The 13,735-nt window shown below is 69.1% G+C and carries 12 protein-coding genes; all 12 read right to left on the bottom strand.

Features of this window, described 5'->3' with window-relative positions; all coding sequences use genetic code 11:
• Positions 1-16 precede the first annotated feature (16 nt).
• The 12 genes from trpA to ACK4E3_RS07950 all read right to left on the bottom strand — a co-directional run bounded on the left by trpA (position 17) and on the right by ACK4E3_RS07950 (position 13,730).
• Positions 17-823 (bottom strand): tryptophan synthase subunit alpha, encoded by an 807-nt coding sequence (gene trpA / locus ACK4E3_RS08005; protein ID WP_409698884.1) that lies wholly within the window; start codon positions 821-823, stop codon positions 17-19.
• Positions 820-2,049: a tryptophan synthase subunit beta gene (gene trpB, locus ACK4E3_RS08000; RefSeq protein WP_409698881.1), complete on the bottom strand. Its 1,230-nt coding sequence runs from the start codon at positions 2,047-2,049 to the stop codon at positions 820-822. Before trpB ends, trpA begins: the two co-directional genes overlap by 4 nt.
• On the bottom strand, positions 2,046-2,738 hold the full coding sequence (locus tag ACK4E3_RS07995) for a phosphoribosylanthranilate isomerase (protein WP_409698878.1): 693 nt from the start codon (positions 2,736-2,738) through the stop codon (positions 2,046-2,048). The genes trpB and ACK4E3_RS07995 overlap by 4 nt, the downstream gene beginning before the upstream one ends.
• Before the next feature lie 70 nt (positions 2,739-2,808).
• Positions 2,809-3,549: a pseudouridine synthase gene (locus ACK4E3_RS07990; RefSeq protein WP_409698875.1), complete on the bottom strand. Its 741-nt coding sequence runs from the start codon at positions 3,547-3,549 to the stop codon at positions 2,809-2,811.
• Positions 3,546-4,385, bottom strand: a complete 840-nt coding sequence (locus ACK4E3_RS07985; RefSeq protein ID WP_409698872.1) for a class I SAM-dependent methyltransferase — start codon at positions 4,383-4,385, stop codon at positions 3,546-3,548. The genes ACK4E3_RS07990 and ACK4E3_RS07985 overlap by 4 nt, the downstream gene beginning before the upstream one ends.
• 74 nt (positions 4,386-4,459) lie before the next feature.
• Positions 4,460-6,910 carry a DNA topoisomerase (ATP-hydrolyzing) subunit B gene (gyrB, locus tag ACK4E3_RS07980; protein ID WP_409698869.1) on the bottom strand — a complete coding sequence of 817 codons (2,451 nt, stop codon included), beginning with the start codon at positions 6,908-6,910 and terminating at the stop codon, positions 4,460-4,462.
• A gap of 26 nt (positions 6,911-6,936) precedes the next feature.
• A complete protein-coding gene (gene recF / locus ACK4E3_RS07975) occupies positions 6,937-8,094 on the bottom strand; it encodes a DNA replication/repair protein RecF (protein ID WP_409698866.1) in 1,158 nt (385 codons plus the stop codon).
• Between the two features lie 40 nt (positions 8,095-8,134).
• Positions 8,135-8,635, bottom strand: a complete 501-nt coding sequence (locus ACK4E3_RS07970) for a hypothetical protein (protein ID WP_409698863.1) — start codon at positions 8,633-8,635, stop codon at positions 8,135-8,137.
• Positions 8,636-8,637: 2 nt separating this feature from the next.
• Complete coding sequence (dnaN, locus tag ACK4E3_RS07965) at positions 8,638-9,756, bottom strand: DNA polymerase III subunit beta (RefSeq protein WP_409698860.1); 1,119 nt, start codon at positions 9,754-9,756, stop codon at positions 8,638-8,640.
• Positions 9,757-9,977: 221 nt separating this feature from the next.
• Positions 9,978-11,432 carry a chromosomal replication initiator protein DnaA gene (gene dnaA, locus ACK4E3_RS07960; RefSeq protein WP_409698857.1) on the bottom strand — a complete coding sequence of 485 codons (1,455 nt, stop codon included), beginning with the start codon at positions 11,430-11,432 and terminating at the stop codon, positions 9,978-9,980.
• 731 nt (positions 11,433-12,163) lie between these two features.
• The gene (gene rpsT, locus ACK4E3_RS07955) at positions 12,164-12,433 is read right to left on the bottom strand and encodes a 30S ribosomal protein S20 (RefSeq protein WP_409698854.1); all 270 of its coding nucleotides are present in this window, start codon (positions 12,431-12,433) and stop codon (positions 12,164-12,166) included.
• A 136-nt stretch (positions 12,434-12,569) separates the two neighbouring features.
• A complete protein-coding gene (locus ACK4E3_RS07950; RefSeq protein ID WP_409698851.1) occupies positions 12,570-13,730 on the bottom strand; it encodes an FAD-dependent oxidoreductase in 1,161 nt (386 codons plus the stop codon).
• Between the last annotated feature and the right edge of the window lie 5 nt (positions 13,731-13,735).

Below are 13,735 nucleotides of genomic sequence, written 5' to 3'. Positions count from 1 at the left end.
GCGCAAGCGCGAGCCCTCAGGCAGCACGCACCGCAGCGCCCAGTGCGCGCACCGCATCCACTACGGCCGGTTTCACCGCGTGCTGATCGGCGATGGCGCGGGCCACTTCGTCCACCAGGGCAGAGCCCACCACCACCGCATCAGCAATGCGGGCCACGCCAGCGGCCTGCTCGGGCGTGCGCACGCCAAAGCCCACCGCCACCGGCAGGCCGGAGGCGTCACGCACCTGCTGCACCGCTGCGGCAATGGCGGCGGGATCGGCGCTCTTCACGCCGGTCACACCGGCCACGGAAACATAATAGACAAAGCCGGACGTGCCCTTGACCACCACCCTCAGACGCCCCGCATCGGAGGTCGGCGTGGCCAGCCGGATCAGGCTGATGCCCTCGGCTTCAAGCGCCGCGTGCAGGGCACCGGCCTCCTCGGGCGGACAGTCCACCACGATCAGCCCGTCGATGCCGCTTTGGGCCGCGCGCGCGGCAAAGGCCTCATAGCCCATGCTCTCGACCGGATTGAGATAGCCCATCAGCACCAGCGGCGTCTCGTCATCGCCCTTGCGAAAGCCTGCGGCCAGCTCCAGCGTGCGCGACAGGCTCATGCCTGCGCGCAGGGCCCGCTCGGCGGCGCGCTGGATGCTCGGCCCCTCGGCCATGGGATCGGAGAAGGCAAAGCCCAGCTCGATGATGTCCGCACCCGCGCCGGGCAGGGCGTCCAGTATCGCCGCACTGGTCTCGAAGTCGGGATCGCCGCCCATGACATAGGCAATGAAGCCCGCGCGGCCCTCGGCCTTCAGGGCGGCAAAGCGTCTGTCCAGCCGGCTCACAGCATTACTCCCAGATGCCCGGCCACGGCAAAGATGTCCTTGTCGCCGCGCCCGCACAGATTCATCACGACGTCCGCACCGGGACCGAGATCACGGGCGATCTCGCCCACGCGCGCCAGGGCATGGCTGGGCTCCAGCGCCGGAATGATGCCCTCCAGCCGCGCGCACAGCTGGAACGCCTGCAATGCCTCGTCGTCGGTGGCCGACAGATATTGCGCCCGCCCGCTGTCGTGCAGCCATGCGTGCTCGGGCCCGATGCCCGGATAGTCGAGGCCCGCCGAGATGGAGTGCCCCTCGAGGATCTGGCCGTTGTCGTCCTGAAGCAGATAGGTGCGGTTGCCGTGCAGCACGCCGGGGCGGCCGCCCTTCAGGCTGGCCGCGTGATCGGGGCCGTCCAGTCCGCGCCCGGCGGCCTCGACCCCGTACAGCGCCACGCCCTCGTCATCGATGAACGGATGAAACAGGCCGATGGCATTGGACCCGCCCCCGATGGCCGCGACCAGAGCATCGGGCAGCTTGCCGCGCGCGGCCTGCATCTGCTCGCGCGTCTCGTGTCCGATCACGGCCTGAAAGTCGCGCACCATCTCGGGGTACGGATGAGGCCCCGCCGCCGTGCCGATGATGTAATAGGTGTCCGCCACATTGCTCACCCAGTCGCGCATGGCCTCGTTCATGGCGTCCTTGAGCGTGGCGCGGCCGTTGGTCACGGGCACGACCTCGGCACCGAGCAGCTTCATGCGAAAGACGTTGGGCTGCTGCCGCTCGACATCGGTGGCGCCCATATAGACCGTGCACGGCAGGCCGAAGCGCGCGCACACCGTCGCCGTGGCCACGCCATGCTGGCCGGCCCCGGTCTCGGCGATGATGCGGGTCTTGCCCATGCGCCGGGCCAGCAGGATCTGGCCCATGCAGTTGTTGATCTTGTGCGCGCCGGTGTGATTCAGCTCGTCGCGCTTGAACCAGATGTTGGCAGCCCCGCCGTGCAGGTCGGCAAAGTGCTGCGTCAGCCGCTCGGCGAAATAGAGCGGGCTCGGGCGCCCGACATAATGGGTCAGAAAGTGCGACAGCTCCTGCTGAAAGGCCGGATCGGCGCGCGCGGCGCTGTAGGCCTGCCCCAGTTCCAGCACCAGCGGCATGAGCGTCTCGGGCACGAAGCGGCCACCGAAGGGGCCAAAGCGCCCCTCGTCGTCGGGCCAGGCGTATCGGTTGCTCTTGGGTGCACTCACGAAGGATCGCCGTCCGTTCTCTGAGGCCCAGTCCCCTGCGGGTCTGCGGCCCGGGCTGCGCCGATGAAGGCGCGGATCAGGTCGGCGTCCTTAACACCGGGGGCGCTTTCAACGCCAGAGGACACATCGACCATGCGCGCGCCCGATGCCGCCACGGCCGCAGCCACATTGGCCGCATCGAGCCCTCCGGCAAGGAACCACGGCACGGAGAAGCTGCGCCCTGCCATCATGGTCCAGTCGAAGCTGACCCCCATGCCGCCGGGCAGGCTCGAGCCTTCGGGCGTGCGCGCATCGAACAGAAGATAGTCGGCCACGCCCTCGAAATCGTGTGCGCCCTCGATGTCCGCGCGTGTCGAGACCGGCACACACTTGATCACTCCGGCCCCGGTCAGGCGGCGCACGGCCTCGGCGCGCCCGGGACTCTCCTGGCCATGAAGCTGGATGAACTGCGGGGCATATTCGGTCATGATGGCGTCCAGCAGGGCGTCGCTGGCATCGACCGTCACGGCCACCACGGGCACCGGACGCCGGGTGATCATGCCCGCCTCCTCCAGCAGGGCCGCCGCGCGCATGGGTGCTACGTGCCGGTGACTGCGCGGATAGGCCACGACACCGATGAAATCGACACCGGCCTCGGCCGCCGCCGTGAGCAGCTCTGGTCTGGTCAGCCCGCAGATCTTGACCTTCACGGCCCGCAACCCTCCTGGCGGCAACAGTGCTCGCCCGCGCGCTGACAGGTGGCGCTGAAGCCCTCCGCGATCAAGGACTTTCAGCGGCAAACAGGGAGTCGATCTCGGCGCGTGTCATGGCGCGCCAGCGGCCCGGTGCCAGATCATCGGGCAGGGCAAAGCCGCCCATGGCCTCGCGGTGCAGGGCCTCGACGTGATTGCCCAGCGCCGCGAACATCCGTCGCACCATGTGATAGCGCCCCTCATGCACATGGATGCGGGCCTCGCGCTCGCCCAGCACCTCGAGCCTCGCAGGCAGCAGCGGCTTGTCATCGCCCTCCAGCATCATGGCGCCAGAGGCCAGTGCCGCGCTTTCGTGTCCCTCAAGCGGGCGCGCCAGACGGGCGCGATAGACCTTCACCACATGATGCTTCGGGCTGATGAGCCGGTGCAGCAGCGCGCCATCATCGGTCAGCAGCAACAGGCCCGAGGTGTCCTTGTCGAGCCGCCCCACCGTCGAGAGCGCCGGATCGCGGCGCAGGTAACGCAGCGGCAGCAGATCATAGACCAGCCGCCCGTCCTCCTTGCGCGAGCAGGTCACGCCGCAGGGCTTGTTCATCACGATGACCAGGCCGGGCAGGGGATCGAGCCGCTGGCCCATCACGCTGAGCCGCGCGGGCAGATCGGGATCGAGCGCGATGCGCCCGCGCGCATCCCACACGGGCGATCCGTCCAGGGTCACCTCTCCGGCGCGGGCCAGCGCCGCCACCTCGGCGCGCGTGCCATAGCCGAGGTTGGACAAAAGCTTGTCGAGGCGCACCGTGCCGCTCACTTCACCGCCTCGATCACCTTGTAGCCCGCGCCTTCTTCCAGGGTCGACACGCGCGAGAAATGCGCGCTTAAGGTGCGCTCATAGGGCAGATGACGGTTGGCCACGATCAGGGCGCGCCCGCCCCGCCGCAGCATCAGGGCCGCCTTCTCCAGAAACATCTGGCCCAGCCCGTGGCTCTGTTCGCCCGCAGCGTGAAAGGGCGGATTGGAGATCACGAAATCGAGGTCCGCTTCGGGCAGGGCTCGCACATCGGCCCACTCGATCAGCGCGCGCGCATCCTTGATGTTGGCGCGGGCACAGGCGATGGCGCGCCGGTCAATGTCGATCAGCCGCAGCGCGGCGATCTGCGGCGATCTCAGCGCCTCGATCGCCAGATGGCCGATGCCGCAGCCAAGGTCCGCGCCCCGCCCCGCCAAGGCGTCCTGCCCGCCCGGCCCGGCCAGATGCCGCGCCAGCATCAGCGATCCCGGATCGATCCGGTCCCAGCTGAACACGCCCGGCTGGCTGATCAGGCCGAGGACCGGCACGCGCTGCGGACCGGTGCGGGCGATGGTCCCGGCAAGGCCCTGAACCTCGGCGGGGCGCACAGCGATCATGCGCCGGTGATGGGCGCGTGCCTCGCTCTCGCCGCCGACGCCGAAGCCCGCCAGTTCCTTGGCCAGCCGCGCGCCGCCGCGCGCCTTGGGTGCCATGACATCGAGCACCCCTCCCGGCTTCAGCACGCGCAAGGCATGGGCCAGCACATGAAGCCGCTCCAGCGCGCCGGGCGGGGCCAGCACGCTCACGCGCTCAAGCGTGGCGTCGGCGTGATCCTCGAAGGCATCCGAGCCGGGCACCAGCGGCGAGACCTGCCGGCCCGGCGCGAACGGGCCGAGCGCGGGAGGAAGCTGACCGTAGACGAGATGGGCGCTCAGACGTCCACCTCGGCATCAAGCGCGTTCTCCTGGATGAACTCGCGGCGCGGCTCGACCACATCGCCCATCAGCTTGGAGAACAGGTCGTCGGCATCGTCGGCGTGATCGACCTGCACGCGCAGCAGCATGCGTGCATTGGCATCCAGAGTGGTCTCCCACAGCTGATCGGGATTCATCTCGCCCAGACCCTTGTAGCGCTGCACGCTCAGGCCCTTGCGACCGGCATCGAGCACATGGCCGGTCAGGTCCAGCGGCCCGCGCACCTGCCCGCTGCGCTCCTTGCGGCGGAAGGTTGCGGTGTGATCGAACACGCCTTCCATCTCGGCCAGGCGCGCGTGCAGGCGGCGCGCATCGAGCGACTGGATCAGGCTGTCTTCCAGCACGATGGTCTCGCTGACGCTGCGGCGCACGCGGGTGAAGGCCACGCCCCCCGTGGCGCTGGGCGCTGCCGCCCACGGCCCGTCGCCCTCCTCGCCATAGCGATCCATCAGGGATGCGGCGCGCGCACCGGCCTCAGCGATGTCGGCATCGGGCGCGAACAGGCCCGCCAGGGCCGCCTGCTCGATGGCGAAGGCAGGGGCGCGAAGGGCGAGGCGCTCGATCAGGGCGCGCGCGTTCATGCCGGTGCGCACCAGAGCCTCCAGATCGCGGCCCGTGCGCCGCTCGCCCTGATGGGTGTCCAGCTCGGCCCCGTCGACGCCCTCTTCGATGAGAAAGGCGTTCATCTCGGCATCGTCCTTGAGATAGCGCGACTGGCGCCCCTTGGAGACCTTATAGAGCGGCGGCTGGGCGATATAGAGATAGCCGCGCTCGATCAGCTCGGGCATCTGGCGATAGAAGAAGGTCAGCAGCAGGGTGCGGATGTGCGCCCCGTCCACATCGGCGTCGGTCATGATGACGATCTTGTGGTAGCGCAGCTTCTCGATGTTGAACTCGTCGCGCCCGATGCCTGCGCCCAGCGCCGTGATCAGGGTGCCGATCTGGTCGGACGACAGCATCTTGTCGAAGCGCGCGCGCTCGACGTTCAGCACCTTGCCCCGCAGCGGCAGCACGGCCTGGTTCTCGCGGTTGCGCCCCTGCTTGGCAGAGCCGCCGGCCGAGTCCCCCTCGACGATGAACAGCTCGGCCTTGGCCGGATCGCGCTCCTGACAGTCGGCCAGCTTGCCCGGCAGGGAGGTGATGTCGAGCGCGGACTTGCGCCTTGTCAGCTCGCGCGCCTTGCGGGCCGCCTCGCGCGCTGCGGCCGCCTCGATGATCTTGCCGACGATCAGCTTGGCCTCGGCGGGATGCTCCTCGAACCACTGCGAGAGCCCCTCGGCGCACAGGCCCTCGACGGCGGGGCGCACCTCGGACGAGACCAGCTTGTCCTTGGTCTGGGAGCTGAATTTGGGATCGGGCACCTTGACCGACAGCACGCAGGTCAGGCCCTCGCGCGCGTCCTCGCCCGAGACCGAGACCTTCTCCTTCTTGGCCGCCCCGGCCTGTTCGATATAGCTGCCCATCACCCGCGTCAGCGCTGCCCGGAAAGCGCTGAGGTGCGTGCCCCCGTCGCGCTGGGGGATGTTGTTGGTGAAACACAGCATGGTCTCGTGGTAGCTGTCGTTCCACCACAGGGCGAGGTCCACCTCGACATTGTCGCGCCGCCCCCGGATCACGATCACGTCCTTCAGCAGCGGGTGCTTGGACTTGTCGAGATGGCGCACGAAGGCCTCGACCCCGCCGTCATAGTGCATGACCTCCTCATAGGGTTCGGCCCCGCGCAGGTCGGCAAAGCGGATCGTCACGCCCGAGTTCAGGAACGCCAGCTCGCGCAGGCGATGCTCCAGGGTGCGCCGGTCGAACTCGATGCTGGAAAAGGTCGAGGCCGAGGGCATGAAGGTCACCTTCGTGCCCGTGGCGAAGTCCTCGCTGCCCCGTCGCATCACCTTGGGCGCCGTGCCCGTGATGGCCAGAGGCGTGACCGCGTCGCCGCGCTCGAAGCGCATCTCGTGGGTCATGCCGCCGCGATGGATGGTCAGCACCAGCCAGTCCGACAGGGCGTTCACCACCGAGACGCCCACGCCGTGCAGCCCGCCCGAGACCTTGTAGCTGTTCTGGTCGAACTTTCCGCCCGCGTGCAGCTGGGTCATGATGACCTCGGCCGCCGAGACGCCCTCGCCCTCGTGGATGTCGGTCGGAATGCCGCGGCCGTTGTCGGTGACGGTGGCCGAGCCGTCGGCGTTCAGGATCACCTCGACCAGGTCGGCGTGCCCGGCCAGGGCCTCGTCGATGGCGTTGTCCACCACCTCATAGACCATGTGATGCAGGCCCGAGCCGTCATCGGTGTCGCCGATGTACATGCCCGGCCGCTTGCGCACCGCGTCGAGGCCCTTGAGCACCTTGATGGAATCGGCGCCGTATTCGGCCGGGCCGGTCGCGTTGTCTTCGGTCATGCGTGTGTCTGACATTCGGCGCAGGTCATGGCCCTACGGACTTAAGGGGCGATCAGCGCGCCCGGCTCGACCCGGACAAAGGCGGCGCGGCCCTTCAGGCTCGAGAACAGCGTATCGTCGGTGCCGGTCAGAAAGGCCTGAAGGCCGAGCGCGACGATTTCCTCGAACAGGGCGGCGCGCCTGTGACCATCGAGATGGGCGGGCGCTTCGTCCAGCAACACTACAGGTTTTGCCCCTGATTTGGCCAGCCAATTGGAGGGGTTTTCTGCGCCCGGCACGCCCCGCGACAGCCGGGCGGCCTGCGCCAGAATGAGGTTCAGCATCAAGGCCTTCTGCTCGCCGGTCGAGCCTTCTGCGGCGTCGCGGCGCTTGGCGCGATGGACGGCCCGCAAATCCGCACGGTGCGGACCGAAAAGCGAGCGCCCCGATGCACGGTCGCGCCCGCGCGAAGCCTTCAGGCCCGCCGCGAGCCGGCCTGCGATCTCGCCGGCGTCTTGCAGGCCCGCGCTCTCGGTCTCGAACGCGCCATCGAGGCGCAGGTCCGCCTGGGGAAACGGGCGATCGGAGCGCGCGTCGATCTCGCCTTGCAGGGCCGCCAGGGCCGCGCGCCGCAGCAGGGCCGCCCGCGCCCCGCTCACGGCCATCTGGGCCTCGATGGCATCCAGCCACAGGGGATCGGGCATCTCGTCCGCGCCCAGCACGCGGATGCGCTCGCGCAGGGCCTTTTCATAGGCGCTCACATGGGCGGCGTGCTCGGGGCTGGAAGCGAACACCAGCCGGTCGAGGAACCTCAGCCTCGCCGCGCGCGCGTCAGAGAACAGCCGGTCGTGCTCGGGCGTGGCCCAGACCGGGCGCAGATGCTCAAGCAGCTGCCCCGGCGTGGCGCTCTGTCCGTCGATACGCACGATGCGCCGCGACGGCCCGCTGGCTCCGGTGCCGAGACGCAACAGCCCGTCGCCCGTCTCGACCAGGGCCGAGACCGCCCAGCTGCGCCCCTCCGCCTCACCGGCATGGCGGCGGCCCAGTTCGGCAAAGGCAGCGGCGCGCAGGCCGCGGCCGGGGCTCAGCAGGCTGACGGCCTCCAGCAAGTTCGTCTTGCCCGCGCCATTGGCTCCGTACAGCACCACGGGACCGGCCCCCGGATCGAGGCCGGCGCGCTCGTAGGAGCGGAAATCGGTCAGGGTCAGAGAGGTGATCACGCCCGGCGAACATCGCACATCTGTGGCCCCGGCGCCCCGCTCAAGGGGCCGGACGGCGCACGGGCGTGCCCTGGGTCGAGAACTCCGCCACTGCGCCCTGCGCCGCCGTGCAGCGCACGTGAAGGCCGGCCCGCCCGCCGCCGTTTGGCGCACGCGCGCAATGACCGTCCTGGGCCACGACCTGAACCTCGCTGCCCTCGCGCTCGATACGCAGGCTGTCGATGACCAGATAGCTGACCGCATCGAGATTGGCGGTGCGACCGCCGCCGATGAAGACCATGCGCACACCCTGCGCCTCGAAACCCACCTCGGTGGTCCCGTCCGCGTGGGTGGTGATGTCCATGACCGGCCGGCACGTCGCGGTCAGGTCATCGCCCTGCACCCGCATGGTCAGGCACTGGCCGTCGATCATCATGACATCGGCCATCATGGCATCGGCGGCAGGGGCATCCCCGCCCCTCGCCGCGTCCTGCCCGGACAGGACAGCGAGAGCCCCGGACACAAGGCCTGCCAGAATCAGCGCGGGGGCGAGCAGCGCCACGGCTATACCCGCAGCGGCATCAGCACGTACTGCACACCGGGATCGGCCGGATCGAGCACCAGGGTCGGGCTGGCCGGATCGGCGAACAGGAAAGCGGCCGTATCGCCCGATATCTGCCCGGCCACATCGAGGATGTAGCGCGCATTGAAGCCGATCTCGAAGGGCTCATCGGAATAGCCGATCTCGACCTCCTCGACGCCCTGGCCAGCTTCCATGTTGCGCACCGTCAGGGTCACGCGGTCGGTGTCGAAGGCCAGCTTCACCGAGCGCGACTTCTCGGCCGAGATGGTCGAGACGCGGTCCACCGCCTGGGCAAAGACACTGTTGTCGATGTCGGCGCGCCGCTCGTTGTTGCGGGGAATGACGCGCACATAGTCGGGGAAGGCGCCGTCGATCACCTTGGAGGTCAGGGAGGCCTGGGCGAACTCGAAGCGCACCTTCTGGGCCGAGACCTGCACCTCGACGGGGCCGGAGCCGTCGTCGAGCAGGCGGCGCACCTGATCGACGGTCTTGCGCGGCACGATCACGCCCGGCCCGCCCGCAGCGCCCTCGGGCGCGGGCGTCTCGGCGAGGGCAAGGCGATGGCCGTCGGTGGCCACGGCCCGCAGCAGCATCTGACCGGCCTCCGAGACCGTGTGCAGATAAAGCCCGTTCAGATAATAGCGCGTCTCCTCGGTGGAGATGGCAAAGCGCGTCTTGTCGATCAGGCGCGCCAGATCCTCCTTGAGCAGGGTGAAGCGCACCCCCGCGCTCTCGTTGGACATGACCGGGAAATCGCCTGCGGGCAGGACCGGCAGGTTGAAGCGCGAGCGGCCCGCCTGAACGATCAGGCGCGGATCATCGCCCGAATAGCTGAGCGAGACCTCCGAGCCCTCGGGCAGCTTGCGCGCGATCTCGTACAGCGTATGGGCCGGCGCGGTGATCTGGCCTTCCACATCGACCTGGGCCTCGGCCTCGTCGACCATTTCCATGTCGAGATCGGTCGCCGCCAGCGACAGCCGGTCGCGCCCCGCGCTCAGCAGCACATTGGACAGGATCGGGATGGTGTTGCGCCGCTCGACGACGCTCTGGACGTGGCCAAGGGCCTTGAGAAGCGCCGCGCGCTCGATGGTCAGCTTCATGTCACTCGTCCGCCAGGGCGGGGCCGCCCGCTTGAGGGAATCACCCGGACCCCAATGAAATGACTTGAGACACTAGAGCGTGAATGCGCCACAGGGAAGCGCCTGGCCCGCGCGCCGGACGGGCCGCTTTCAACTTCGCGGGGGATATCCTTCGGCTGCGCGCGCCTGCGGGCGTCAGCGCCCAGCCCGCCCAGCCCGCCCGGCCCGCCCAAGGCGAGAGATCAGGGGCGCAGCTTGCGCGTCAGGGCCTCCAGATCGCGCGCGATCTGCTCGTCCTTGGCGGCCAGCTCCTCGATGCGGCGCACCCCGTGCAGCACGGTGGTGTGGTCGCGCCCGCCAAAGCGCCGCCCGATGTCCGGGTAGCTGCGCGAGGTGTAGTTCTTGCACAGATACATGGCGATCTGGCGCGGGCGGGCCACCGAGCGCGTGCGCCGCCCCGACAGAAGATCCGCCTGCTTGAGGCCGAAGTGATCGGCGGTCAGCTTCTGGATCTCGTCCACCGTGATGCGCCGCTCCGGTCCGCCGCGCATGGCCGAGCCGATCACGGCGCGCGCCTCTTCGACGCCAAGCTGGGAGAGGCGCTTTCCGGCCACGGCGGCCAGGGTGTTGATGGCGCCCTCAAGCTCGCGGATCGAACCCTGGGTGCTGTCGACCAGATGGGCCACGACCTCGGGGCGGGCCTCGCCCTCGACCAGGCCGATGGCAGCCAGGCTGGCCAGCTTGCGCGCCACCACCTTCAGCTTCAGCTCGCGGTCGGCAGGCTCGACCGGGCAGGTCAGGCCGGCAGCCAGGTGCGAGCGCAGGCGCGGCTCGATGTCGGTCAGGGCGGCGGGCGGACGGTCGGCGGCCAGCACGATGCGGCGCCCGTCCTCCATCAGGGCGGTCAGGGTCGAGAGCAGCTCCTCCTGAGTGCTGGCCTTGTTGGCCAGGAACTGCACATCGTCGATCAGAAGGATATCGGCAGTGCGAAGCTGGTCCTTGAAGGCCGCCGTGGTGCGGTCGCGCACCGCGTTCACGAAGGCCGACACGAAGCGCTCGGCGCTCAGGTAAACCACCTTGGCCTCGGGGCGCAGGCGCTGGGCCTCCCAGGCGATGGCGTTGAGCATGTGGGTCTTGCCGTGGCCATAGGGACCGCAGAAGAAGATCGGGTTGAAGTGCCCGTCGGCCCAGCTCGCCGTCTGGCGCGCGATGGCGATGGCAAAGGCGTTGCCCTTGCCCTCCACCAGGGTGTCGAAGGTCAGGCGCTCCTGAAGGCCCGCGGCACGCACAGCGCGGGGGCCATCGGTGACGGGCGCGACCGTGGCGCGGCGCGGCTCGGACGGCTCCAGCCCGCGCGTGGCGGCGGTCTGGGGATGCTCGCTGCGGCTGAGCGGCGTCACCTGCGGCGGGGTCGAGACGAACTCGGCGCGGCAGCGCACCTCCAGCATCCGCGACTGGCCATCCAGCCCGGCCCACAGGTCGTTCAGGCGGCGCAGCGCATTCTTGCGGATCCAGTCGCGCGCATAGGCCGTAGGCGTCACGATGAACAGGCGGCCGTGGGCATCCACGCGCACCGCGGACGGCGCCAGATAGGACGAGAAGGGGCCTTCGCCCAGCTCGGCACGCACCATGCGCGTCACCTCGGTCCAGATCCGGTCCGGGTCCGTCATCATCGCCACTTCAGCCACCTTGTTCATCACCGCAAACCCGCCGTCTTCTTGTTTTGTCGCTCTTGATCGGCATCGGATGCAGCTCTCGGCCCGGGTCGTGCTCGCGGCGCGCCCGCCTGTGCGGGCCACGCCTCGAAGGGGGTTGTGCGATGAGGAAGCCTTCCGGCCCCGAGTCCGGCCCCGAGCCTTCTGGCCCGCACCGGTCCCGCCCCTTCACGCCCGGCGATACGCTCGCCTCGAAACGCCCCCGACCCTGATAACCTTAATGCGCACCGCCCTGGCGCCCCTCGGAAAGGTTGGTCCCTTCTCCCGGCCACCGGCAGCGGCATCTCGGCCAAGCCGTGATACTGTCACCGTCCTCCAGCCCGTCTGCGTGAGGCGCATTTTCCTGTGCCGCGGGACTGACACCCCGCAGCGCGCTTCGCTTCACCAGACAGACTCCTCCCGCCAACGCGGAAATGGCTTCCGCGCCGTCTTCATCCGTATTGGGATGGAAGTGCGTTCGGACCTCGAAACTAGCGCGACGGGAGGCACCGTCAACGCTGATTCGTTTCGCCTGATGCGGATATTTTCGTTGACTCCCATAAGGCCTTCGCGTGGCACGGGAAACCGGTGTTCGGCATCAGCCGGGGCGACAGAAAATCGCGCGCGCATTTATCCGCGCACGGCAAAACGACGAGACAGGTGATCCTGCCTCGTCGTTGAAATGCTTCAGTTTTCGTGTGTCAGCCCTGTGACAGGGCCGTCCGCATCAGCCCTCAGGCTGCGGCCAGCTTGCGCAGCTGGGCGGCCAGACGCGACACCTTGCGCGAGCCGGTATTCTTGTGAACCACGCCCTTGGACACCGCGCGCATCAGCTCGGACTGCGCCTCGCCGAAAGCGGCCGTGGCGGCCTTCACGTCGCCCGAGGCGACCGCTTCCTGGAAGCGGCGCAGATAGGTGCGCACGCGCGTGCGGCGCGCCTTGTTCACCTGGGTGCGGGCCTCGATCTTGCGGATCGCTTTCTTGGCGCCGGGGTTGTTGGCCATGTGTCGTCAAACCTCAAACGGTATGGCCCCGCGCGGTCCGCTGACGGCGGGGGCGTTCAAATCTCAAGAGCGCGCGGCTATAGCGGAAAGGCAATGGCGGGTCAACGCGAGTCTGCGTCCGCCTCTGTCCCCGCCCCTAGCGATCAGGCGAACGCATCCGCGCGAACAGGGCCTGATGGCGCGCCAGTATGGCCTCCGTCACCGCCGGGTCGGGCGCAAGATCCCAGTTGTTGCGCTCGAAGCTGCCGCCCAGCAGGATGCCGTCGCGGCGCGGGAACATATAGGTCGTGCCCGGCCCCAGCACATTATAGGTCACTTCGGGCTGGGGCAGCAGGAACACGAGCTGGCCCTTGGCCGGGATGAGCGCCTCGTCCCCGAACAGGGCCCGCGCGCCAAGGCCGGTGCAGTTGAAGATGCGCGCCTCGGGCAGGGCCAGGACATCGGCACGGTCCCGCAGCTCGGCCACCTGTATGCGCCCGCCCGCGTGCAGGAAGTCCGCCAGCAGGGCGTCCAGATAGATCGACGGCTCGATCATCATGGTGGTGTAGCGCTTGACGTGGGCGTGGCCGAAGGGGTGCTCCCCCGGCGCCAGCGTCTCGACCTCGGGGGCCAGTCCCTCCAGCGGCCCGCCCCGGCGTATGGGATCATCGGGCGAGATGGGATCGTCCGAGACGATATAGTTGCGCGTCCACCGCACGCCGTAGCGAGAGCCGACCATCAGCTGAAAGCGGTGATAGGACAGGCGGGCAGCCTCGGCGAACTGGGCCAGGAACTCTGCCGAGGCCTCGGCGCGACTATAGACCGAGGTAGGCCACCACTGGGCACCGGCCACGTTCGAGGTGGTATCGGGAGGCAGGTCGCGGGCATAGATAGTCACGCGCGCGCCGCGCTGCTGCAACAGCCGCGCGCACGACAGGCCCATGACCCCGGCCCCCAGCACGGCATAGTCGCGCACGGCGCTGTCGAAGCCCTCCCTCACCGCCAGGGCGGACGATCCCCACGACAGGGTGATGCCCCCGCCGCCATGGCCATAGTTGTGCGTGATGGACTTGTCGCCGAAGCTCTCGGTGCGGACCACGAAGCCCGCGGGACGATAGGGGCGCAGGCCCGCAATGGTGCGGATCACCCGCTCGCGCTGCACGATGACGGGCGCGAGCCGCAGCGGGCCTTCGCGCTGCAACGGTGCCGACAGCGGCCCCCCGGCAGGCGAGGTCGTCGCGCATCCGCCCAGCGCTGCCGCGCCCAGCAGCGCCGCGCGGCGCGAGACAAGCGTGCCCATGGCCCCGCCCCGTCCCATGGCCC

Source organism: Brevundimonas sp., from assembly GCF_046299595.1.
Classification (GTDB): domain Bacteria; phylum Pseudomonadota; class Alphaproteobacteria; order Caulobacterales; family Caulobacteraceae; genus Brevundimonas.
The sequence above is the reverse complement of the archived record's forward strand: the minus strand, read 5'-3'. Positions and strand labels throughout refer to the sequence as shown.

Bases quoted from the DNA above. Each gene is read 5' to 3' on its own strand.
- rpsT (WP_409698854.1), bottom strand. From the start codon at position 12,433: ATGGCCAACAACCCCGGCGCCAAGAAAGCGATCCGCAAGATCGAGGCC.
- dnaA (WP_409698857.1), bottom strand. From the start codon at position 11,432: ATGAACAAGGTGGCTGAAGTGGCGATGATGACGGACCCGGACCGGATC.
- ACK4E3_RS07950 (WP_409698851.1), bottom strand. From the start codon at position 13,730: ATGGGACGGGGCGGGGCCATGGGCACGCTTGTCTCGCGCCGCGCGGCG.
- dnaN (WP_409698860.1), bottom strand. From the start codon at position 9,756: ATGAAGCTGACCATCGAGCGCGCGGCGCTTCTCAAGGCCCTTGGCCAC.
- gyrB (WP_409698869.1), bottom strand. From the start codon at position 6,910: ATGTCAGACACACGCATGACCGAAGACAACGCGACCGGCCCGGCCGAA.